This window comes from Bacteroides gallinaceum, assembly GCF_030373775.1.
Lineage (GTDB): Bacteria > Bacteroidota > Bacteroidia > Bacteroidales > Bacteroidaceae > Phocaeicola > Phocaeicola excrementipullorum.
On sequence record NZ_JAUDEN010000019.1, the window covers coordinates 1 to 24,096 of the forward strand.

Sequence of the window (24,096 nt, forward strand, 5' to 3'; positions counted from 1 at the left end):
TATATATTTATCCGATACCATATTGTCCGGAAACGCCTCTTTCTCCGCCTTATAAGTTTCAAGTTCATTCTCATAAAATTCTGAATGACGCACTTGATTACAGCCTAAAGAATTTAGATAATACTCTTCTAATTTTTCATCAGACAGTTCTGTTTCAATCCCAACATACTCATTCCTTATCTGATATCTCAGATAATCTTCAATATATAACGGAATATTCTTATATTTCTCATCCACAGATAAGAGATCTTTGTTTGCATTGTGATTATTCTGTAAATGATAAATCTCATGCCATAATATACTTGCTTTATCTGATATAAGAGGCCAACTAAAGTATTTATCACCCAAAATAATAATTCCATAATTAACACTCGCATTTCTATCCCCTTTTTGAATATTCAATCCGTTAAGATTCAGATTCGGGAAACGCTGCTGCAAAGAGCTTATCACATTCTTGACGGTAAAGATCTCACTCGCATTGAATCCTGAAAGCTGCACGTCAGGCTCTTCAGGAGCCTGCGGCTGATTTCCTCCGTCATCAGAAGTGGTAACGTCATCCGTCTCATTCGATGTGCCATCTTCAGGAGAAGGGTCAACAGTGCCACCAGGATTCGTGCTGCTCATCCATTCGTCATTCGTAAGGCCGTCTGCACCCACACCGTCCCATATAGGGTCAGGAGTAACGACAATCTCATCAAACCAGCCGCCGTCATATATCTCATCGTAAGTGTCATCATAAGTGTAGTCCACATAATAGTCACCGTCATATTCCCCGCGGCTCAAAGGACGCCTGCCCCTCAATATCTGCAGGGAGGAAACAAGCGAACGCGCATAATCCGCTTTTGTATCCGACACGCTCCTGTCCGTATGATTCAGAAGAAACACGCCCTCCCGCTTCACGCCGTCCTTATAGGTGTCCACACGGGCCGTATAGGCAGAGTAAACGCACGAATAGACGGCGATGCCGCTGAAGCCTCCCTTGTCCGAACGGGTGATGAAGCGGCCGCAGACGGAACTGCCGTAGCGTGCGACATACGCTCCGACTTCACGTCCTTCACGATTATCAGCTTCTGGTATACGCTCACCCGTTCGGCAGACACCGTGCCGTGCCTTTCCTCCGCATAGACAGCCTTGTACCTGTAATCCGCCTCGATGGGAACGTCATAACAGGCCAGCCCGTTGCTGGAAGAACCTACCGCACCGTCCCAGTCAGGCACGAAGTCACCGGGAGAAAGAGCCTTCACCTCCGACTCCCCACGCGAACGCGCGCCCTCCTTTTCCGCCTCGCTGCGGAAAAACTCCTGAGCCTCCTCCAGCGCAAACTCCTTCAGTTCAATCTGCACAGCAGGAGAAGGAAGGAACTCGTCCGTACATCCTGCCAGCCAGAAGACAAAGGCAGGCAGGAGAAAGGTGCCATAATAACAATACTTTTTCTTCATAACACAAACTATTTAAGTCCTTTCCGTTTCATCCGACGCTCAAAGTCATACTTCCACACATCCGCCGGGACATCCCGATGGAAACATGCCAGCAGACAGAGAAGCAGGAGCGGCATTCCGCCGCTCCGCAAAACAAGACTGCTCATCAAAACACAAACTCTTTTTCCTGAAACAGGTGTTCAATTTTACCTTCCTTCTTACAGAGCATCGTCAAACAAACATTTGCTTTTTTAAGAACATGCACGAATGTTAATGAGAAATCAAAAGTACGCTCCAGCTTCCCATAAGGAGGAAGAACCTTTAAAACAACAGGTTTCCTATTCATCATATCATACTCGAACAAACTGAATGGGGTATGCATCGAATCACCGTCTTTCGTTTCATAAAACATTTCAACCAGACTGCCAGACCATTCATCCAGCGAAGACTGGTTGCGCACCCAAAGTTCTTTATCACTCTTGTTTGTCAGAACAAGGGTCAGCTTATTCCTATACCTGTCGTATGACATGTCAATCCCAACCTCTTGGGCGACACCGTAACCAGGAATGATAACAGCAATTAAGAATACCACTAAATAATACTTTTTCATACCACATTATTTTTTAAGTTCATCCAATATTGCACTTGATTTCCACTCTAAATAGTCACGATAATTCTTATAATATTCTGAAACCTCAGAATCGGGAAACTCTATTCTTTCTGCCCTATATGTCTCAACCTCATTCTGATTATATTCAATAGAAAGATGCTTATAAATCAGCAACTCATTTTGCCATGAAGATTCAATCATATCAGAAGTAATGCCAGTTCCTCCAAGTTCATTGTTTGCTTTTTCCTCCAAAAAAGCCTTTATTGCCGGAGGAACTCTATCTATCAAATTCACAGGTTCCATTCCAACTTTGTCAAAAGGAGTTGCTTCATGCTCCTTTCCATAATGCTTATGATCAAAATGGTACATCTCATGCCATATTGTTGCCAACCTGTCTATATCTGACAATTCTGGTTTATTGAAAAATTCATTACAAAGTACAATTATCCCACTCTTTTCTATTTTCGCAATCACGTTACAATTATTTGATTTCATAATCGTATATTTGGAAGGATTTATCCCATGGTTCTTTTCCAAGATACTCAGCAGAGAATTTACCTTCTTCTGTTCAGCCTCATTGAAAGGCACGGGAGGAGGAGATTGGGACTGCTGATTGTCACCATCACCCCCTTGTTCAACCTCACCGCTTCCTCCACCCAATTCCCCCTCACCGGAATCAGTCGGAGCATCTCCCGGGTCAGGAAGAGGGTCAGGGTCTGGCGGAGTCGTGGTTTCATCGCCCGAACTCCAGTCGTCACCGGAATCAGATTCGTCATAACCGTCATTGACATAGGCCGAATCAACAAAGCCGTCACCGTCTATGTCAATGTAATAGGTATCATCATTCGAATTGTAATAGACATCATCGCCCCAACCGTCAGTACCGACCTGAACAAAATTGTCATTGCTCGTGTCAAGAGGATTATCGCTGTCATTGTTGCTGTCGTCAGACCAGCTGTCATCATACCAAGAATCATCCTCAAATGTGTCGTTCCACCAGTCGTCCCAAAAGTCATCAACCCAGTCGTCCTCGCCACGGCTCACGGGAGTTTTCGGACGGGAACGCTGGAGCCAAACCTTGCCGAGTATCTTCTCCGAATGGAGCATGCGGAAAATATAGTCCTCCCTGTCAACTGCACCGTCAATGTAGATGCCCTCGACCTTCTTGCCGTTCTCGTAACGGTTCACGCGCACACGGCGGCCCTCCAGGGTCGTATAGATCTTCACCCCGGAATAGCTTCCCATCTCCTCACCGTTCGTCAGGACACGCCCGATGTCGCCGCCGAATGAAGAAGGCGATGAAGCAGCCCATACTGCCGCTCTTCGGATCCTTCACGACCACCAGCTTGTGCCAGCACTTCGTCTGATAAACCTTCCCGCTGCCCTTGTCCACACGCAGCACACGGAAACTGAAATCCGACTGTACGGGAACGTCCACACTGTAAAGGGACGGGGCATCCGTGGAAAAGCCCTCCTCCCAGCCCGGAACAAACTCGCCTACCGGAAGCATCAAGCGGCTGATATAGAACCCGTTGTCATGCTCCTCCGGTTCAACCGAACGGGAAGCCTTTCCGGATACATAGCTTTCAAAGAACGTCTTTGCCTCCTCCACGGAAAGACCCTTGCCGTCACCGCCATAAAGGACTGCCGTAGGAACCGGAAACTCGTCCACGCATCCCGACAGCAGCAGGGGAAGCAGAAGAAGCGGCATCATATGCCGTCTGCAAAAATAAACAATTATTGCCGTTGCATCTGATACCCAAAGTCATATTTTCACCGATTCCAGTGCTTCAGCAATCCAGTTTCTCCAGATACAGCCGCTCCCGTCCGCCACAACGAAAACATGTCCGCCGGAACATCCTGATGGAAACATGCCGGCAAACAGAGAAGCAGGAGCGGCATTTCACCGCTCCGCAAAACAAAACAATCGTCTGTTCTATATTTTCCCATAATCAATCTACAGGCTGCTCGTTACCATCCCATAAATTGTAAGTCTTTGAAGACAATTGCGAATAAGTATAAACCTTCTCCTTATACTTGCGTGTGGAAACAAGTGCAAACTTGCCGTTCACCACTTTATAAGTTTCGTCTATACGCTGCCCCGTAAACTGCGTAAATTCCAGCATGGACAAGGAAGCCGAAGATACAGGCTTCAGTGTGATTACCACTATACTTCCATCCTCATTGATATAATACTGTTTTACAATCGTACCGGGAAAGGCATATACTTTCGCTACCAGAGCGTCCGTCACGTTGTAGTTCTTATCAACTAACACAAGTTCATCGGTTTGATAATCGATATTATTCCCTAAATTAACGACCAACATATAGAATGAATCTGGCAACTTAAATTTGGCATACCCTATAGGCATCGTATCATAATCATCCGCAAGGATATATTCCGCACACTGAACATCCGTATACAATCTGTTTGGAACAATCACATTCTTATTATCCAGCATGCAACCTGGCCCTCTCTTTGCCAACTTACCCTCTTTATAAGGAAACGAACAATCATTAACAATCTTCAAAACTTCTCTTATTGAAGATTGAGCGTTAACGCCTACTCTGCTGAGTGCAAAAACAAACAGCATAAAATAAAATCTAATCATCTTCGTTTGTATGTTCATTTTTGAGTATTGTATGTGTTTCATCATGCCACTGGAATCACCAAAAGTATGCTCCGAATCATAATGAGATTAAAAGCATTTACTTTCTTGGACATTGTCACTTGTAATAGATCATACCATCCTTCAACGTCAGCGTATGCAGTTCCGGCGGATTTATCGGCTCACTGCTATTTATATCCAAATACTCCAAGGTATTTGACTGCAATATAAAGTTTATTTCATCGCCGTCTTTCTCTATCTTATTTACATAGGAAGGCTTGTTAAAAACCAATGTCCCTTTGTTTTCTTGCACACACACAATAGTCAACTGGGGCGATTGACTTGACATGATTGTCCCACAAAAAAACAAGGCTAAAGAATTATCTTTTAAAGGATAAACAAAAAATCGTCTATCCGCCACATTGGAGGAAGGTAAATCGTCCGGAAAATAAATCCATCCAAGAATACATATTTGCTCAAAAATCTCATTCCCATCTTTCTCTATTCTTATCAAATGGTAGTCTCCCGGTTCTCCTTCCCATCCATATCCGTCCAAACGAAATCCTTCCACCTTATACATTGCTCCTGATACAGTAGAAACATCCGCTGAAAAAGCTTTCCTATAAGTCAAGTTCGTATACTTGTCCAATCCAAGTCCCTGATCAAACGGTTCTATAAATTTAGAACAGGAAACGATATTACCTTTTTCATCATAAGTGAAAACCATTGTCTGAGCCTTAGCATAAAGCTCAAATGAACATAGTATAAAAAATAAGACAACTAATCTTTTCATAATTATTTGTATTTAAAAAATTCAATTCCATCTTTCATCCACGACCTAAAGCTATAACTTAATTTTTGAGAAGAAGTTCTCATATTCTCTCCTGTATCCATACTATTAGGTACCTTGCATTGCCATATACCACTATATTGCTCTTCACCTGGTACAATAACCACAACATGACCACTACCACCTGTAGTATTAATCCATCCGGCAACTACAAGGTAACCTTGATTAGCTAAACTCTGAGCCTGGCTCATAGAAATTTTCTCCCAACTATTTGGATGACTCTGCCAATATCTAACTATATCATTGGCGTTTTTATCATTTAATTCGGTATTTCCATACAATATGTTGAGAACATTCTGAACCCCCATATTGCAACTTTTCACATGGAGCCCTCTTTTAGCAATCACATCCTTCACAGCCTGCTTTACTGCGCTCTTTATCTCTTCAGGAGTTTTCTTGGAAGAGGCTTCTTCCGGAGGATTATTATTCGTTTCTCCGCTATTGCTTCCTCCACCTCCTCCCTCACCGGAATCAGTCGGAGCATCTCCCGGATCAGGAAGAGGGTCAGGGTCCGGCGGAGTCGTGGTTTCATCGCCCGAACTCCAGTCGTCACCGGAATCAGATTCGCCATAACCGTCATTGACATAGGCCGAATCAACAAAGCCGTCGCCGTCTATGTCGATATAATAGGTGTCATCGTCCGAATTGTAATAGACATCATAGTCCCAACCGTCATTACCAACCTGAACAAAATTGTCATTGTTCGTATCAAGAGGATTATCACTGTCATTGTTGCTGTCGTCAGACCAGCTGTCATCAGACCACGAATCATCATCGAACGTGCCGTACCACCAGTCGTCCCAGAAGTCATCAACCCAGTCGTCCTCGCCGCGGCTCACGGGCGTCCTCGGACGCGAACGCTGGAGCCACACCCTGCCGAGTATCTTCTCCGAATGGAGCATACGGAAGATATAGTCCTCCCTGTCTGAAGCACCGTCAATGTAGATGCCTTCAACCTTCTTGCCGTTCTCGTAACGGTTCACGCGCACACGGCGGCCATCCAGAGCCGTATAGATCTTCACCCCGGAATAGTCGCCCATCTCCTCACCGTTCGTCAAAACACGGCCGATGTCGCCGCCGTGGGAAAGCGCATACGCCCTGTCGGGAATGAAGAAGGCGATGAAGCAGCCCATATTGCCGCTCTCCGGATCCTTCACGACCACCAGCTTGTGCCAGCACTTCGTCTGATAAACCTTCCCGCTGCCCTTGTCCACACGCAGCACACGGAAGCTGAAATCCGACTGTACAGGAACGTCCACGCTGTAAAGGGACGGGGCATCCGTGGAAAGGCCCTCCGCCCAGCCCGGAACAAACTCACCTACCGGAAGCATCAGACGGCGGATATAGAACCCGTTGTCATGCTCATCCGGTCCAGCCGAACGGGAAGCCTTTCCGGACACATAGCTTTCAAAGAACGTCTTCGCCTCCTCCACAGAAAGCCCCTTGCCGTCGCCGCCATAAGGGACTTCCCTCGTCACCGGAAACTCGTCCACGCATCCCGACAGCAGCAGGGGAAGCAGAAGAAGCGGCATCATATGCCGCCTGCAAAAATAAACAATTCTTTCCATTGTCATATAGCTTTCAATAAAATTACATCAATCCTTTCCGTTTCATCCGACGCTCAAAATCATACTTCCACCAGCCCTGCCACTTCACGTAATTCTCCGTAGAGAACAGCGGCTTGACTTTCTGGCAAAAGCTGTCACCCAATTTGTCTAACCGCGCATAGCGGTCAGCCGCTGAGAGTTTCTTTGCGTTCAGTATCTTGTATTCCTCAATAGCATACTTGCTGTATTCCGCCTTAAACTTGGTTGCCTGCGACTGGCTCAGGCCGTAGCGGTTCTGCAAGGTATAGTCCATTACGGCGGCATTCACTTTCTTCCATCGGTTCGCCACGTCCGCCGGAACGGAAGCGAAGACTTCCTGCTCCTTCTTCTCGTCGTTCTTCATGGACTCCACCTCCTTCTCAGCATACTTCTTCTTCGTCTTCAGGATGTCGGCACGCTTCTTCCTGTATTTCAGCTCTATCTCCGCAATGGTGTGCCCGTTCTTGTACGAAGTCTTATATTTGTCCATGTTCATCAGCGCCATGAAGTCCAGCGTCTTGTACCCGATGTACCAGTTGCCCACGTCCGTGCCGAGCAGCTTGCGGATTTCTCCGTTCAGTTCGTCTATCATGTCCGCCTCCTTCGCCTGCTTCCGGGCTTCCGTATCGCTGCCCTTCCACATCGCTTCACGCTTCTCCTCCCATTCGCCCTCCAGCTTGTGCAGAGCAAGCATCTTGTCACGCGGAGTCAGTTTCACCTCGCTCAGCATCTGGTAGCGTTCCAGCTCCTGCGTAATCCGGCTCCACGTGCGCGAGCGTCCCTTGTCGAAAAGCTGGCTGATGGTGTCGCCGTACAGATGATAAAGCTTCTTCTGCTCCGCCCTGAAACGCTCCGCGCTCATCACCTTGTCTTTCAGCCTGTCGTTGGCCTTGAGCATACGCTTGCGGAGCTGCTCGTAGTCGCGTGTCTTGATGCTGTGGATATGGTAGGTCGCGGTCATGTACGGCCTGCGGTCTTTGTTGGTCGCATCCTGCATCTGCTGCGCATAGCCCACGCTTCCAATCAGAAGCGCGGACAAAAATAGAATTGTTCTCATAAACTTTATTTTAAAGGTTCTTCTTTTCTTTACCACCACACTTGCCGCCCGTTCTCGTATGTGAACGGACGTTCCTCCCTGCCCCGTGTCAGGTCACGCAACCAGAGCAGCGCATGTTCCGGCACATGCTCATAGACCAGCGTATCGGAAGAGGCGGTGCGCACGCCCAGGCTCTTCCATCCCCCATTCCACCAGAACAGCTCATACGAATCATGGGAGTTGACGGCATTGTCATCATTGCGGGGTGCAAAGCCGATCGAGCCGACAACCGTCGGCCTGCCCATGTCGGCACCCACCCACAACTCAATGCCTCCGCCCGTCTGATAATAGGTGAGCGGATCGGAATCGAACACATTGTTTGCCAGACTGTCTTCCGAAAGGGCTTCGCAGACCATCGGACGGAACGGTACCGGACTTCCGTCAGAGCCATACAGAGAAAATTCCGCAATGCTGAACGTGCCTTTCGGACGGATGTAGCGGATATAGCGGAACGCCCTGTCCGTGTCCGGGACGACACGCTGCATCCGGCATTCCGACGTGTCCAAAATGCGGTAAATGGTTTCTGCATCCGAGAAGTCCGCCCTGTTCGCCCCTTCGAACCGTCCCATCACCATCAGCTTTGCAAAGTTAACGATACGGGCGTTCAGCGGATATTTCCGGAGCAGGCGCACCGTTTCACGGATTGCCGTGTCCGGAATGATTTCACGGACGGCACTGTCGGAAACGATTACGGGATTGCCCGCAGCTTCAGCCCTGCCGCTGTTCCAGCGGACGGGAAGATACACCACCCCGTCGCCCAGCCCCTCTGCCTCGCTCTCTTTCGGCATGTCAAGGCGTGTGCCAGTACTTACATCCCTGAACGAAGAGGTACAAGATTCGGCAACCGGATTCCATCCGCCCGGAAGGAACGCGGCAAGATAAAGGCCGCCTTTCCACCCGTTCCCCTTCACATTGATTTCCACGTCACGAAAACCGACCCGATGGAGGGATGTCACGTCCAGCAGGTCACCGTAACGGAACAGCTCCGGAACGGAAGAGTCATTGCCGGACGGTCCGCCGCCTTGCAGCTCATACATCTTGCGGTAAATCTTGGTGGGCTTGCGCGAGAGGTAGCCGTCCCCCGTCGCCTTGTCCGTATTCTGAAGCGGATAAACAGAGCCGTCAGGCAGGATAACCGACACGAACGAATGCCCGTTGTTGCTGCTTCCTCATTGGGGGACGAACTCATAGGCAGACGGAATGCCGACGGCACGCAATGCCATGACAATCAGGGCGGTGCGGTCATCGCACTTGCCGAAGCCGTTCTTCATGAGCGAGGAATACGACTGGGGAAGGTCGCCGTAACTTGCCGGAGAGAGGTCGAGCTTTATCTGCGCATTGACAGCATCGGCAGCTTCCTTTATGCCCATGCCCTTTTCCGGAACAAAACGGTTCGGGCAATCCTCCTTCCACCCGTATTCCAGCGGCTCGTTCGCCACACGGTAGGGAAGTATGTATTCCAGAAACTTCCCGAAGCTGTAGTCCTTCAGATAGGGCGATGATTCGCGCAGGGCAAATGAGGCTTCAAGCGAGCGGACAAGCGAATCGGCCTTCACCACGTCCACGTCATAAGTGGGTTTGCCATCCGTTACGGAATACTTGCCTGGCATGTTGCAGACAAGAAAGCAGGCGGCTTCGTACTTCTTCCTATCGCCGCCGTCCTTGTAATGTTCCAGAAAACGGGAAAGTTCTTCCCCATTGGTTGCGGAGGTCTCGGCAACCTCCCACGCTCCGTCCTCGTATCTGTTCAATGTACAGCCGCACACGAACAATGCAAGCACCATGATAAAACTTATGCTTTTCATTTTAGTATTTATTATGACTTATGCAAACGAATAGATATTTTCACAATTATGCAAACAAATGTCATAGCAAATGAAACTTCAAACAGCCATATTAACACAAAACAAACAAAATAACAGACATTAAAACACAAGAATGCAACATCTTTTCAGCTCATGCAAAAGAGCTTTCACCTATTGACAAACTGACACAATGACAATCCGAAGGACCGAGAATCCGCCATTTCCGAGCTCCGGCAGAACATGGCAGAAATAACGCAGGGAGAACCGTCCAAACGGAATCACTTTTCCACCGTAAACCGCATTTCCATGGCATAGGCAAAGAATCCGACAAACAGAGCCGCCAAAAAGCCAGGAATACGGCGTAATCCGAACATTTTATCATTTCAAAAGTATCATTTTTCACAAGGATTCCAGAAAAAGAAACGGGGCAGAACAGACCGATTCAAAAAGATTACGGGACATTTTTCTGACATATCCCGTCATCTTACAAGGAATGACGGGGAATCTGACATGAAATGTCCCGTCATTTTTCGCATAAAAACGCTTCTTTTTTGCCCAAAGATTCCATTCCGCCCCCGCTTGCAAGCCCTATAAAAGGGATAAATGCCGGATTTAATTAACAATTCATTCCTGAACGGGCGGAAACCGCAGCAAGCCCTGTCAGGAAAAACAGCGATATTCCGGCATTCCGTCAGCAAAATACCGTTTCCGGAAGATTTATGATTCCGCGCTTCGGGAAGCAGAACGCCAAAGACGGGGCAAAGCGCAAATTCTGCCTCCCTACCCCGCATTTATTCATTAATAATCTGTATCTTTGCAGAGCTAATATCGTATCAGGAAAAAACAGAAATATATGGAAAAGAAATTCAAACGGACAACCGTCACCTCGGCTCTGCCCTATGCCAACGGACCGGTGCATATCGGCCACCTGGCAGGAGTCTATGTGCCGGCAGACATTTACGTGCGCTACCTCCGCCTGAAGAAGGAGGACGTGCTCTTTATCGGCGGCTCCGACGAACACGGAGTGCCCATCACCATCCGGGCAAAAAAGGAAGGCTGCACGCCGCAGGACATCGTAGACCGCTACCACACGCTTATCCGCGACTCGTTCAAGGAGTTCGGCATCTCGTTCGACGTGTACGGACGCACCTCATCAAAAGTGCACCACGACACGGCTTCCGACTTCTTCCGCAAGCTCTATGACAAAGGAGAGTTCATCGAAAAGACCTCCATGCAGTACTACGATGAAGAGGCCAAGACTTTCCTTGCCGACCGCTATATCACGGGAGAATGTCCGCGCTGCCATGCGCAGGGCGCATACGGCGACCAGTGCGAGAAGTGCGGCTCCACGCTTTCGCCCACGGAACTTATCAATCCGAAGAGCGCCATCAGCGGAAGCCAGCCGGTGATGAAGGAAACCACCCACTGGTATCTGCCGCTCGACAAGCACGAGGCATGGCTGCGCCAATGGATTCTGGAAGACCACAAGGAATGGCGGCCCAACGTGTACGGCCAGTGCAAGAGCTGGCTCGACATGGGACTTCAGCCGCGCGCCGTGAGCCGCGACCTCGACTGGGGAATCCCCGTTCCGGTAGAGGGAGCCGAAGGAAAGGTGCTCTACGTATGGTTTGACGCACCCATCGGCTACATCTCGAATACAAAGGAACTGCTTCCCGACTCGTGGGAGAAATGGTGGAAGGATCCCGAAACACGCCTCGTCCATTTCATCGGAAAAGACAACATCGTGTTCCACTGCATCGTGTTCCCCGCCATGCTGAAGGCGGAAGGAAGCTACATCCTGCCCGACAACGTGCCGGCAAACGAGTTCCTCAATCTGGAAGGCGACAAGATATCCACCTCACGCAACTGGGCGGTATGGCTGCACGAATACCTTCAGGATTTCCCCGGAAAGCAGGACGTGCTGCGCTATGTGCTCACCGCCAACGCGCCGGAAACGAAAGACAACGACTTTACATGGAAGGACTTCCAGGCACGCAACAACAACGAACTGGTGGCCGTATACGGCAACTTCGTGAACCGTGCGCTGGTGCTCACCCACAAATATTTTGAAGGAAAGGTTCCTGCCTGCGGCGAACTGACCGACTACGACAAGGAAACTCTCCGGGAGTTTGCCGACGTGAAGGTTCAAGTGGAAAAGCTGCTCGATGCATTCAAGTTCCGCGATGCACAGAAGGAGGCCATGAATCTGGCACGCATCGGCAACAAATACCTGGCCGACACCGAACCGTGGAAGCTGGCGAAGACCGACATGAACCGTGTGGCAACCATCCTGCACATTGCCCTGCAGCTGGTGGCAAACCTCTCCATCGCCTTCGAACCGTTCCTTCCGTTCAGCTCCGAAAAGCTCCGCAAGATGCTGAACATGGAAAGCTTCAGCTGGGAACAGCTGGGACGCACCGACCTGCTGGAGGCAGGACATGCGCTGAACAAGGCGGAACTGCTGTTTGAAAAGATTGAGGACGAAACCATCCAGGCACAGATTGACAAGCTGCTCGCCACCAAGAAAGCGAACGAAGCCGCCAACTACAAGGCCAATCCGATCAAGCCGACCGTATCCATCGAAGACTTCGACAAGCTGGACATCCGCGTGGGCACGGTGCTGGAGTGCGAAAATGTGCCCAAGATGAAGAAACTGCTGAAATTCAAGATTGCCGACGGACTGGAGAACCGCACCATCGTGAGCGGCATCGCCCAGCACTACAAGCCCGAAGAGCTGGTAGGCAAGCAGGTGCTGTTCATCGCCAACCTCGCTCCGCGCCAGTTCAAGAACGGCCTGGTGAGCGAAGGCATGATTCTCAGCGCCGAAAACTTCGACGGCTCGCTGGCGGTCACTTCCGTCTTGCGTGAGGTGAAGCCGGGCAGCGAAGTGAAGTAATCTTTTTATCCTGAAACGCAGATTAACGCAGATTTCCGCAGATTCTAAACATACAAAATCCGCGCTGATCTGCGTTAATCTGTGTTTCATCTTTTAATCTTGCAATATGCCCGAACAATCATTAAAGGAAAAGACCGCAAAAGGCCTGTTGTGGGGAGGATTAAGCAACGGAGCCCAGCAGCTGCTCAACCTTTTCTTCGGAATTTTTCTTGCGCGCATCCTTTCGCGCGCAGACTATGGAATGGTCGGCATGCTGAGCATCTTCTCGCTTATCGCCAGTTCGATTCAGGAAAGCGGGTTTACGGCTGCACTGGCCAACAAGAAGGCAATCCGGCACGAAGACTACAATGCCGTATTCTGGTTCAGTTCGCTGGCCGGCCTCACCCTCTATCTGCTTCTGTCGCTGTCCGCTCCCCTGATCGCAAGGTTCTACAACACGCCCGAGCTTGAGGCTTTGTCGCGCTACTCGTTTCTCGGCTTCTTCATCTCAAGCCTGGGGACAGCCCAGAGTGCCTACATGTTCCGGAATCTGATGGTCAAACAGCGTGCCGTTTCCATGTTCGCAGGCCTCGTCATCTCCGGCACTGTGGGAGTCGTTCTTGCGCTCAACGGGTTTGCCTATTGGGGCATCGCCACACAAAACATCGTATATGTCGCTTCCGTCACTGCGCTCTACTGGCATTTTTCTCCCTGGAGGCCTTCTTTCCGCATCGACTTCAGTCCCTTGAAGGGAATGCTGTCCTTCAGCAGCCGCCTGCTCATCACCAACATTTTCGGCCACATCAACTACAACATACTGTCGGTCGTGCTCGGAAAATTCTACTCAGAGAAAGAAGTCGGCGACTTCAACCAGGCCAACAAATGGAACTACATGGGATATTCGGTCATCACAGGGATGATAAACGGTGTGGCACAGCCGATTCTCGCTAAGGTAGCCGACGAAAAGGAACGCCAGAAACGCGTATTCCGGAAGATGCTCCGCTTCACCTCTTTTCTCGCCTTCCCTTCACTGTTCGGCCTCTCGCTGATTGCAACAGAACTGATAACCATCGCCATCACGTCGAAATGGGCGGAAAGTTCCCATATTCTGCAGATGCTGTGCATCGGAAGCGCCTTTACCAGTCTTGTAGGCCTCTATTCAAATCTGATCATAAGCAAGGGAAAGTCACACATCTTCATGTGGAACACCATCATCCAGGGAATGGTACAGGTTGCGGCCATGATTGCCTGCCATCCTTACGGCATTCCCGTAATGATACGCTGCTATATAGGGATAAACATCCTCTGGCTGTTCGTGTGGCAGTATTTCGTATGGAAAGAAATCCGCCTGAACCTGTTCGAGGCTCTAGCCGACATCCTGCCTTTCTGCCTCACCGCAGGAGGAACCATGCTGCTGACCGGCTTTCTAGTCGGCTTATGCACCGAAAACATTTATCTCACGCTCCTCCTCAAGATTCTGTTTGCCGCCGCCATCTACACGTCGGTCATGTGGGCAAGCGGCTCGGTGACATTCAAGGAAAGCATCCAATATTTAATCAAGAAAAAGAAATGAAAACGGTTTCTGTGGTCATGTGCACTTACAACGGAAGCAGATACCTCCGTGAGCAACTGGATTCACTGATGAGCCAGACCTATCCGCTGCATGAACTGATAGTACAGGACGACGGGTCGACAGACGGAACGGTTGCCATAGCCGAAGAATACCAGCAGCGGTATCCCGAAGCGAACATAACGGTTTTCCGGAACTCCCGCCAACTGGGGTTCAACCGCAATTTCTTCGACGCCTGCAGCAAAGCATCCGGAGAACTGATAGCCTGCTGCGATCAGGATGATATCTGGAGTGAAAGAAAAATAGAGATTCTGGCAAGGGCGATGGAAGAGAATGCACTGGTATTCCACAACTCGGTTCTGTTCAACTCGCAGGGAACATTGGGAAAGTTGCACACCAGACAACTGCCAGCCTATCCAAGCTCGCTTTCCGCCCTCCTGATGCCGCAAAGCTTCGGACATCAGATCATGTTCCGGAAAGAAGTGCTCGGCCTGATCAAGCCGTTCCTTACACTGAACCTGTCATACGACTACTTCATCTATACCGCAAGCAGAAGCCTCGGGCGCATCAGATACATCAACGAACCGCTGGTCAGGTGGCGCAGGCACGACAATGCGGCAACTTTCTCCGGAAAGAAAAGGCAGGAAAGCAAACTGGACGGATATATCCGCGCAGTCAAAGCTTTATCTCTCAAGAAGAACAGAGAAACGACAAGGAAATACTTCACGCTATGTGTCCGACTCCATTTTGCCGACAAAGACACGCACAAGGCCGCCCTATTCATGAGCCGGGGCAGCCTTTGGAATATCCTCAAAACATGTTATCTTTGCCTGCGGCACAGAAAGGAGCTGGTTACTGACAAATCCGGAATCATACAATGCCTCCGGGCTTTCTTTATCCCCCTCTATTTTATCCGCGATTACGGATGCTATATTTTAAAAGACTGACAGCATGGACATCATACCTATATTCTTTACATTCAACAACTATTACGCCGTGCCCGCGGAGGTTGCCTTTCATTCTCTCTTGAAACACGCCTCCCGCGCATACAGCTACAGACTTTATGTGCTGCACACAGACGTAACAGAGTCATCCATGAGGAATATTGAAAAGGTTGTCGGCAGGTTTCCCCATGCCTCGGTTGAGTTCATCGACACATCTGCCTTTGACAGCGAGGAAATCCGACAGGCAAAAGGGCATTTTTCCAAAGAAATCTACTATAAGCTGATTGCCGCAGAGATCTTTCCCCAATACGACCGTATTATTTGCTCGGATGTTGATGTGGTGTTCATGGATGACATCTCTCCCTCCTTTTTCATGTTTCCGGACGAAAACTTCTACTTCGCAGGAGTCGGACAGGTTCTGGAAAGCAACCGGATGAAAAACTATCAGGGCAAGTTCAATGCCGCGGAAACAGAAGTGCTGAAGAAAGAAATAGCCGCCGGCTATTTGCTGATGAACCTGAAGGCAATCCGGGAAAATGACATGCAAAGACGGCTGACGGATTTCTACAGGAAAAACTATCCGCGCCTCTGCCTGCCGGAACAGGACACGATCATATTGTGCTGCTGGCCGGATATACGCTACCTGCCGCTTGAATATGTCGTATGCAACAGCTACTATAAAATGTATGCACAAGGAGCTGCATTCTATAAGGACAACGACGGCTTTCCTAAAGATAAGGAACAGGCAAGGAAAGTGTTCACCCATGCATTGGAGCATCCGGTCCAGCTCCATTATGTAGGTGAAAAGAAACCTTGGAACAGCTGGGGAGTAATGAAGCAGCGGATATGGTTTGAATATCTGAATGAATCCGGATGCGTTTCGCACTTTATGCAAATGTTGCCTATCTTTGCAATCCGCAGACTGCGCAAATACAGCCTGAAACGTTTCCTCAAGAAAACAAATGAAAAACTTCGCACTAAACGGTAAATGATATGGATACAAACAAAATACGTGTCATCGCTTTTTATCTGCCTCAGTTTCATCCCACACCCGAAAACGACCGGTGGTGGGGAAAGGGATTCACGGAATGGACCAATGTAGGAAAGGCCAAGCCTCTGTTCAAGGGACACTATCAGCCTAAAGTTCCTGCCGACCTGGGATATTATGACCTGAGAGTTCCGGAAACCCGAATCGAACAGGCTGAGATGGCCAAAGCCTATGGCATCGAGGGATTCTGCTACTGGCACTATTGGTTCGGCAACGGAAGGGAACTGCTGAAGCGTCCGTTTGAAGAAGTGCTGAAAAGCGGAAAGCCAGATTTCCCGTTCTGTCTGGGATGGGCGAACCACAGCTGGGAAGACAAGCAGTTCAGCAAGGACGGAACACACAGAATGCTGATGGAGCAACTGTATCCGGGAGATGAAGACTACATCCGGCATTTTCATTCGGTATTGCCTGCATTTAAAGACCACCGCTATATCCGCTTGGAAGGAAAGCCGGTCTTTCTGGTCTATTCGGCTTTCGAATTGCCCGACGCTCCTCATTTTATTGCTCTATGGCAAAAGCTGGCCGCTGAAAACGGACTGAAGGGGATTCATTTCATCGGGCATACGGCAAATATAGAAGACATTGAGCCGATGAAAGAGATGGGGTTCGATGCAGTCAACCTGGTCCGGCTCTTTCACTTCTTCAAACGCGACTATTCGCTGGCGGAAAGGGTGCGGCTGAAAATCATGAAGCTGTTCTTCAAACGGGGGCAGGCTGTAGAGTACAGCCGTGCCGCAAAATACTTCTCCGGCAAAGAAGACTTCAGAGAGGACTGCTATCCTACGATTATACCCAACTGGGACCACTCGCCACGTTCAGGGAGAAAAGCGCACATCCTTATCAACTCAACGCCGGAGAAATTCGAAAAACATGTCCGGACAGCTTTCGCGCATGTAAAGGACAAACCGGAAGAACATCGGATCGTATTCCTGAAATCGTGGAATGAATGGGCGGAAGGAAACTACATGGAACCTGACCTCAAATACGGGAAAGGGTATCTTGAGGCTTTAAAAAGAGCAATTACTGACTTCTCCAATAAGGAACAACTATGAACAAACTGAAAATAGCCCTCGTAAAGCAGGAAGTCTATCAGGACTTATACGTATGTTCTCATGAAGAACATGATCCGGCACGCATTTTATTCTCGTCACAAGGAAGAGTAGGCCCAATCGGACTAATGGCAGAGCTGGGAGCCGATTTCTATATCGTAAAGGAAGAGCCGGAACGGGAAACGCAGATCTACAGGAAGGTCATCCCGCACATCGCCCCTTACCTGCATCTTCTGAAAACCCAGACATTGGACAAGATTCCGGGACAAGAGTTCAAACAGCCGGGAAGCTCTCACGCAAACGGGGAATTTGCCGTCAGCTGCTATGACATCGACTGGGGAAAATACGACATTGTCATTTCCATCAACGTAAGCCTTCCCACTCATCTTGTCTTGAGTTACCCGAACACACTCTTCGGATACATGATCGGAGAAGCGAACATGGCTACAAGAAAAGCACGCTTCGGATATGACATTACGCTCAACCAGATGGCAAGAGGCATTGTCGCCGCACATTGCGGAGTTGTGGATTTTCCCTATACGTTTGTAGCCGGAAACACCCTGGAGCGTATCATGAAAGGGGCATTGAACCGTCCATCGCAGAAAAAGGGAATATTCATGGAAATAAATTCGACAAAAGAACGGCCTGTAACCCAAGTGCCCGCCCATTTCAAGCCATTGCAGGACAAAGGCTTTCAGATAATACTCCACAGACAAAGAATAGCCGAAAACCTGACATGCATTTACGACTCGAAGTATTTTGTGAAAATGGGAGGGCGAAGCATCAGGGGAAACTCTGTCGCTGAAGCCATATCGTTAGGCTCACTCGCCATAATGAACCGCAATGAAGTGATCCACAAAGAACTGATCATTGACGAATGCAACGTAAAATCAATGGATGAGGCGGTCAGCCTCATCGACAAGATTGAAAGGAACCCGGAGTTATATAGAAAACTGCTGGACAAGCAGCGTGCTGTCGTAGACAGATACTTCTTTGAAGCGCCGCTGCAATCTCTTTCCAATTGCCTGACAGAAAAAAGAAACAACAGAAAGACATGCAAGTATGGATGGTTCGACAGACTGTCAGACCGTTTATGTTTCTTCAAAATCAAATGAAACCCATGGACAAGAATTACGCTCCGATATTACTCTTCGTATATAACCGCCCGGCACACACACGCAATATAGTCGAATCACTGCTGGCAAACAGCCTTGCAGGCCAGAGTGAACTGTTCATCTTTTCCGATGAAGCAAAAGATGAAAGCAGCCGTAGTGCCGTTGATGAAGTGCGCAAATATATCCGCCGGATAAAAGGCTTCAAAGAAATTCACATCACGGAAAGAAATGAGAACTGGGGCCTTGCCAAAAGCATCATTGCAGGAGTAAGCGAAATAATAGAAACATATGAGAAAGTCATTGTTCTGGAAGACGATCTGATTGTCGCTCCGTTTTTTCTCAAATTCATGAACGATGCTCTGACGGTTTATCAGAATGAGCCTAAAGTCGGACACATACAGGCTTGCGACTTTACGCAGGCTGCCGGCCTGCCAGACACGTTCCTCATCAAGTGGACAGGCAGCTGGGGATGGGCAACATGGAAACGCGCATGGAAGCACTTCAACCCTGACGGAAAAGCACTGCTCGCTGAACTGGAAAGAAGAAAACTGACCTATACTTTCGATTTCAACGGGAAATACGGATACACCCGCATGCTGCGCAGACAAACCGAAGGAAAAAACAATTCATGGGCTATCCGCTGGAATGCATCCCTTTTCCTGGACGACATTTTGTCGCTGAATGTCGGAAAGTCATTGGTGCAGAACAACGGATTTGACGGCAGCGGAACCAATTGCGGAGGAGGAGGCCTTTACGCATCAAACTTATATATGCACGAATTGCCCGTAAAAGCCATCCGGCCCATTGAAGAAAACATGCAGGCCCGGCAAGCGTATGTCAGCTACTATGCACGGACCAACTCTTTCCTTGCCAAAGCCATCAGACGCATCAAGCGCACACTAAAAGGGGATTTCGGAGCATAAATGCACCTTGGAGCTAAAAATAATCCTCAAAAAAATTCTAACTTTGCAAGCAGAAAGAAAACACAACCTATGAGAGTACTTATTATCAATACTTCAGAGCGAATCGGGGGAGCAGCCATTGCAGCAAGCCGCCTTATGGAGGCTTTAAAGAACAATGGCATCAAGGCCAAAATGCTGGTCCGCGACAAACAGACAAACCAGGTTACCGTGGTAGCACTGAAGAAATCATGGAGACGCATCTGGCAATTCCTGTGGGAACGCATCGTCATTTGGGCTTCAAACGGCTTTCACCGGAAAAACCTGTTTGCCGTCGACATCGCCAACACCGGTACAGACATCACTTCCCTGCCCGAGTTCCGCCAAGCGGATGTCATCCATCTCCATTGGATAAACCAAGGCATGCTTTCATTGGAAGACATCAAAAGAATTACAAAGTCGGGAAAGCCCATCGTATGGACACTGCATGACATGTGGCCGTTTACCGGAATATGCCACTATTCGTCTGAATGCGACAAATACAAAACCCATTGCGGAAACTGCCCCTTATTGCTGAAGCCGCACAAGCACGACCTGTCACACGCTATTTTCAGAAAAAAGCAGCAATTGTTTGAACAGGCTTCCATCACTTTCGTTGCGTGCAGCCGCTGGCTGGAATCGCTTGCCAAACAGGCCACACTCCTTCAGAAACAGACAGTCACCAATATTCCCAATGCCATAAATACAAACATCTTCCGCCCGCTGCCGCACAAAAGAGCCATACGGGAAAAACTGCGTCTTCCCGCCGACAAAACGCTCCTGCTATTCGGATCCATGAAAATCTCCGACAAGCGAAAAGGAATAGACTATCTGATTGAAGCATGCAGAATATTGGCAAGGGACGAACAGGAACTAAGCGGCCGGCTGGCCGTTATCGTGCTGGGAAGCCATGCCGAACAATACACATCCTTATTCCCTTTTCCTATCTACAACATGAACTATGTCAGCAATGAAAAGGAGCTGGCGAACATCTACAATGCAGCAGATCTGTATGTAACTCCGTCGCTTCAAGACAACCTGCCCAACACCATCGTAGAAGCAATGGCCTGCGGAGTACCCTGCATCGGCTTTAACGTCGGCGGAATACCGCAGATGATCGACCACCTGCACAACGGATATGTTGCCCAGTATAAATCGGCAAAGGATCTGGCCAATGGCATCAGTTGGACACTCACTGAAGGCAATTACGAAACGCTCAGCTCGGAGGCACGGCGAAAAGCGGCCACAACCTATTCGGAAGCAACCATTGCCAACCAATACATAAAAATATATAACCACATTACAGCGAACAATGCATAACACCCGTCTTCATCCCAAGTTCTCTATCATCACTGTTACATACAATGCCGGAGCAACGCTGGAAGATACCATACAAAGTGTCATCACCCAGACATACAGGAATCTGGAGTACATCATCATTGACGGAGGATCAAAAGACCGGACACTGGAAATCATCGAACAGTACAGGCCTCATATACACAAGGTCGTCTGCGAACCGGACAAAGGGCTGTATGATGCAATGAACAAGGGAATCAAACAGGCGACGGGCGACTACATCTGTTTTCTGAATGCGGGGGATGAACTGCATGAGGATGACACCTTGCTGCTGATGGTGCATTCCATTACAGAAAGCACCTTGCCTGACGTGCTGTACGGCGAAACAGCCATTGTAGACGAAGAAGGGCACTTCGTGCGCATGCGCCGCCTGTCGGCTCCGGAGCACCTCACATGGAAAAGCTTCAAAAGCGGCATGCTGGTATGCCATCAGGCCTTTTTCGCACGGCGTGACCTGGCAGAACCTTTCGATCTAAGATACCGGTTCTCCGCAGATTTTGACTGGTGCATCCGCATCATGAAAAAGAGCCAGACGCTTCATAATACACATCTGACTCTTATAGACTATCTCAACGAAGGAATGACGACACGCAACCACAAGGCATCATTAAAGGAACGGTTCCGCATCATGTGCAAATACTACGGATACATCCCGACCGTATTGCGCCATCTGGGATTTGCCGTCCGGGCAATCACCAAGAAATAGCCCGGTCAGCTCTGCTGCCGTTTGCACTTACGCACTTGCAGGAGAATAACAGCAAGCAGCCCTATAGCCAGAAGTCCCAGCGCTATGAAAGCAACAGTTTCGGTTGCGTGCAAGGATACGGGATCGAATACAAACTCTACCGAATGCTTGCCTGCCGGAACATTCATCGCACGCAAGATGTAATCGGCTCTCCCGTGAACGGCTGGCTCGCCGTCGATATACGAACGCCAGCCGGGATAATAGATTTCTGCGAACACAAGCGTTCCGCCTTTTTCTGAATTGACCTCATATTTCAACAGATTCGGTTCATAGCTGACCAGCTTCACGCTACGCAGACTGTCGCCGGCATTCGTTTCCTGCCTGACCTCTGCAGCAAACTTCTTGTCTACCACAGCCACCTTTCCCGGATTGACATGATGCAGGGCTTCGATTTCCTCATTGGCATTATCCACATAATTCACCTCATCAACAAACCATGCGTTCCCCAAAGCATAAGGATTAGACAACGGAGCCGTGGCCCCTCCCTGCAGAGGGACAATGATGTAACGGGTGTTGAGCATGTTCAGAACCGGTGTCAACGAATCGCCGGACAACGCCAAATCGCCGTTCGTTGCCTGAATCTCCTTGTACAAAGAAGCCATCTCTCCCTGGATATGTTCATCAATCACTTCCTGATAACGGCGCAGTTTTGCCGCGTGATAACCGCCTATGCTTTTATGCCAATACGACGTGTTGTTTTCGTTGAAGGTATTTGTCGACAGATTCAGCACACGGTAGTCAAGCGACTTGTCCTGCAGAATCAGCTTGTCCGTTTCCGAAGGCTGGAGGAAAGGCTGCATCTCTGTGCCTTTTGCCACAAACTGCCCGTCATACAGGTAACGCTTGTTCACATTCCACATGTCTATCAGACACAACAGCGCCAGCAGACCGATAAGAGGTTTCGCCTTCAGTTTCCCGGCACAATACGACCACAGGCAAACGGCGCCAATCAAAACGATAAAGAAGCTTCTCCATGCGTCAGAAGTAAAGATTGACTTACGCACCTCTTCCAGATTCAGCAGAAGCGGAGCCAGCTGGTCAGAAGGGATTGCGCTTTGAAGCGCGCTCATCTCAGCCGAGGACACATACGAAGGGAAGAAGAAAGCAGGAGCCAGAGCAAACAGCAAGGCAATGCCGCCAGTCAGGACAAAGCTCCCGTAAAACACGTTCGGACGTTCTTTCAACAATTGCGGACGCTGAACCACTTCCTTCAAGGCCATCATGGCAAGCAAAGGTATCGTAAACTCAGCGATGACCAAAATAGAAGATACAGCACGGAATTTGTTATACATCGGCACGTAGTCGATGAAGAAATCGGTCAGCCCCATGAAGTTCTTGCCCCAAGACAGAAGAACCGAGAAGACCGTACCTGCCAGCAAGGCCCACTTCATCGGCCCCTTCACGACAAACAGGCCAAGCACAAACAGGAACATGACAAACGCTCCCGCATAAACCGGACCGGACGTTCCGGGCTGCTCCCCCCAGTACTGTCCCAATTGGCCGTAAAGACCGATATAGGCAGGGTCGGCCTTTTTCATCGCTTTTTCGTTCTGAGCCAGCGGTACAGAGGCTCCGCCCTTCACGTTGGGCACAAGCAGTGAAAACGTTTCACCGATCCCGTAGCTCCATTGAGTGATGTAATCCCGCTCCAGTCCGCTCCCGGTCTGGTTGGAAGACTGTTCCTTCACCAGTTCGCTCTTGCCGCGCATACTCTCCTTACTGTACTGATAGGTATGGTACAGATTGGAAAGATTGACACATACCGCCAGCACACCCGCAAGAGCAAGAATGCCCGTACCTTTGACAAAAGAGGCGAAACGCTTCTCCTTCCAGGCAATCACTCCGTAGGCTACGGCCATAAAAAGCATTACGAACAAAAAGTAGTAGGTCATCTGCAGATGGTTCGACACAATCTGCAAAGCCGCAAACAATGCCGTAACGATTCCTCCTGCAAGATATTTCCCCCGGTAAACCAGCACCATACCGGCTATGGTAGGCGGTATATAGGCCAATGTGACAAACTTCCATATGTGTCCGGCTGCTATGATTATGAAGAAATAAGACGAGAAAGCCCATACGATAGCCCCCAGTGCCGACATCCACACCTTGAAGTCAAAGGCACGCAGCAGTATATAGAATCCGAGCAGCATCACAAAAACATACCACACGTAAGTGGGCAAGTACAGATGATACAGCTTCTGCACAACATTCAGCGTGTCAGTAGAGTCATAGCTGGGCGCCATCTGGTAAGTCGGCATTCCTCCGAAGATCGCATTTGTCCAGCGTGTCCGCTCCCCTGTATGTTCAAGATATTCCTGCATTTCACGCCCCGAGCCGATGCCGGCCACCGCGTCATGCTGGGCAAGGATCCGCCCCTCAAATACTGCCGGACAGAAGTATGCGAACGAAATAAGCGCAAAGAGCACAATCGCCGCAATATCCGGAAGAATTCTCTTTAATCCTTTCATAAGAACAACTGTTT

General features: G+C 49.2%; 22 protein-coding genes. 9 read left to right on the plus strand and 13 right to left on the minus strand.

Going from position 1 to position 24,096, the window contains the following annotated elements:
* The 12 genes from QUW60_RS10900 to QUW60_RS10955 all read right to left on the minus strand — a co-directional run.
* A partial coding sequence (locus tag QUW60_RS10900) for a hypothetical protein (RefSeq protein WP_289560440.1) occupies nucleotides 1-855 on the minus strand: 855 nt, incomplete at its 3' end.
* A 41-nt stretch (nucleotides 856-896) separates the two neighbouring features.
* A complete protein-coding gene (locus QUW60_RS10905) occupies nucleotides 897-1,439 on the minus strand; it encodes a hypothetical protein (RefSeq protein WP_289560442.1) in 543 nt (180 codons plus the stop codon).
* 8 nt (nucleotides 1,440-1,447) lie between these two features.
* On the minus strand, nucleotides 1,448-1,585 hold the full coding sequence (locus tag QUW60_RS10910; protein ID WP_289560444.1) for a hypothetical protein: 138 nt from the start codon (nucleotides 1,583-1,585) through the stop codon (nucleotides 1,448-1,450).
* On the minus strand, nucleotides 1,585-2,028 hold the full coding sequence (locus QUW60_RS10915; RefSeq protein ID WP_289560446.1) for a hypothetical protein: 444 nt from the start codon (nucleotides 2,026-2,028) through the stop codon (nucleotides 1,585-1,587). The genes QUW60_RS10910 and QUW60_RS10915 overlap by 1 nt, the downstream gene beginning before the upstream one ends.
* 6 nt (nucleotides 2,029-2,034) lie before the next feature.
* Nucleotides 2,035-3,273 carry a hypothetical protein gene (locus QUW60_RS10920; RefSeq protein ID WP_289560448.1) on the minus strand — a complete coding sequence of 413 codons (1,239 nt, stop codon included), beginning with the start codon at nucleotides 3,271-3,273 and terminating at the stop codon, nucleotides 2,035-2,037.
* Between the two features lie 4 nt (nucleotides 3,274-3,277).
* Nucleotides 3,278-3,742, minus strand: coding sequence for a hypothetical protein (locus QUW60_RS10925; RefSeq protein WP_289560450.1), 465 nt, complete (start codon nucleotides 3,740-3,742; stop codon nucleotides 3,278-3,280).
* A gap of 238 nt (nucleotides 3,743-3,980) precedes the next feature.
* Entirely contained in the window at nucleotides 3,981-4,304 is a 324-nt protein-coding gene (locus QUW60_RS10930; protein ID WP_289560452.1) for a hypothetical protein, read from the minus strand.
* A gap of 451 nt (nucleotides 4,305-4,755) precedes the next feature.
* Nucleotides 4,756-5,430 carry a hypothetical protein gene (locus QUW60_RS10935; protein WP_289560454.1) on the minus strand — a complete coding sequence of 225 codons (675 nt, stop codon included), beginning with the start codon at nucleotides 5,428-5,430 and terminating at the stop codon, nucleotides 4,756-4,758.
* A gap of 2 nt (nucleotides 5,431-5,432) precedes the next feature.
* Nucleotides 5,433-7,022, minus strand: coding sequence for a hypothetical protein (locus tag QUW60_RS10940; RefSeq protein ID WP_289560456.1), 1,590 nt, complete (start codon nucleotides 7,020-7,022; stop codon nucleotides 5,433-5,435).
* Between the two features lie 55 nt (nucleotides 7,023-7,077).
* A complete protein-coding gene (locus QUW60_RS10945; protein WP_289560458.1) occupies nucleotides 7,078-8,130 on the minus strand; it encodes a hypothetical protein in 1,053 nt (350 codons plus the stop codon).
* Nucleotides 8,131-8,159: 29 nt separating this feature from the next.
* On the minus strand, nucleotides 8,160-9,311 hold the full coding sequence (locus tag QUW60_RS10950; RefSeq protein ID WP_289560460.1) for a hypothetical protein: 1,152 nt from the start codon (nucleotides 9,309-9,311) through the stop codon (nucleotides 8,160-8,162).
* Nucleotides 9,312-9,338: 27 nt separating this feature from the next.
* A complete protein-coding gene (locus tag QUW60_RS10955) occupies nucleotides 9,339-9,974 on the minus strand; it encodes a transglutaminase domain-containing protein (RefSeq protein WP_289560463.1) in 636 nt (211 codons plus the stop codon).
* Nucleotides 9,975-10,827: 853 nt separating this feature from the next.
* Here QUW60_RS10955 and metG point away from each other — a divergent pair.
* The 9 genes from metG (at nucleotide 10,828) to QUW60_RS11000 (ending at nucleotide 21,575) form a co-directional block, all read left to right on the plus strand.
* The gene (gene metG, locus QUW60_RS10960) at nucleotides 10,828-12,870 is read left to right on the plus strand and encodes a methionine--tRNA ligase (protein WP_289560465.1); all 2,043 of its coding nucleotides are present in this window, start codon (nucleotides 10,828-10,830) and stop codon (nucleotides 12,868-12,870) included.
* 106 nt (nucleotides 12,871-12,976) lie between these two features.
* Nucleotides 12,977-14,422: an O-glycosylation flippase gene (wzx, locus tag QUW60_RS10965; RefSeq protein WP_258337359.1), complete on the plus strand. Its 1,446-nt coding sequence runs from the start codon at nucleotides 12,977-12,979 to the stop codon at nucleotides 14,420-14,422.
* Nucleotides 14,419-15,366 carry a glycosyltransferase gene (locus QUW60_RS10970; RefSeq protein WP_289560468.1) on the plus strand — a complete coding sequence of 316 codons (948 nt, stop codon included), beginning with the start codon at nucleotides 14,419-14,421 and terminating at the stop codon, nucleotides 15,364-15,366. The genes wzx and QUW60_RS10970 overlap by 4 nt, the downstream gene beginning before the upstream one ends.
* A 4-nt stretch (nucleotides 15,367-15,370) precedes the next feature.
* Nucleotides 15,371-16,351: a glycosyltransferase family 8 protein gene (locus QUW60_RS10975; protein WP_289560470.1), complete on the plus strand. Its 981-nt coding sequence runs from the start codon at nucleotides 15,371-15,373 to the stop codon at nucleotides 16,349-16,351.
* 5 nt (nucleotides 16,352-16,356) lie between these two features.
* Nucleotides 16,357-17,463 (plus strand): glycosyltransferase WbsX family protein, encoded by a 1,107-nt coding sequence (locus tag QUW60_RS10980; protein WP_289560472.1) that lies wholly within the window; start codon nucleotides 16,357-16,359, stop codon nucleotides 17,461-17,463.
* Nucleotides 17,460-18,575, plus strand: a complete 1,116-nt coding sequence (locus tag QUW60_RS10985; RefSeq protein WP_289560474.1) for a hypothetical protein — start codon at nucleotides 17,460-17,462, stop codon at nucleotides 18,573-18,575. Before QUW60_RS10980 ends, QUW60_RS10985 begins: the two co-directional genes overlap by 4 nt.
* Complete coding sequence (locus QUW60_RS10990; protein ID WP_258337354.1) at nucleotides 18,527-19,498, plus strand: glycosyltransferase; 972 nt, start codon at nucleotides 18,527-18,529, stop codon at nucleotides 19,496-19,498. The genes QUW60_RS10985 and QUW60_RS10990 overlap by 49 nt, the downstream gene beginning before the upstream one ends.
* Before the next feature lie 69 nt (nucleotides 19,499-19,567).
* On the plus strand, nucleotides 19,568-20,833 hold the full coding sequence (locus QUW60_RS10995; RefSeq protein ID WP_289560476.1) for a glycosyltransferase family 4 protein: 1,266 nt from the start codon (nucleotides 19,568-19,570) through the stop codon (nucleotides 20,831-20,833).
* Nucleotides 20,826-21,575 carry a glycosyltransferase family 2 protein gene (locus tag QUW60_RS11000; protein ID WP_289560478.1) on the plus strand — a complete coding sequence of 250 codons (750 nt, stop codon included), beginning with the start codon at nucleotides 20,826-20,828 and terminating at the stop codon, nucleotides 21,573-21,575. Before QUW60_RS10995 ends, QUW60_RS11000 begins: the two co-directional genes overlap by 8 nt.
* 5 nt (nucleotides 21,576-21,580) lie before the next feature.
* Here the strand turns inward: QUW60_RS11000 and QUW60_RS11005 are convergent, their stop codons facing one another.
* Nucleotides 21,581-24,082: a glycosyltransferase family protein gene (locus tag QUW60_RS11005; protein ID WP_289560480.1), complete on the minus strand. Its 2,502-nt coding sequence runs from the start codon at nucleotides 24,080-24,082 to the stop codon at nucleotides 21,581-21,583.
* Nucleotides 24,083-24,096: the final 14 nt, after the last annotated feature.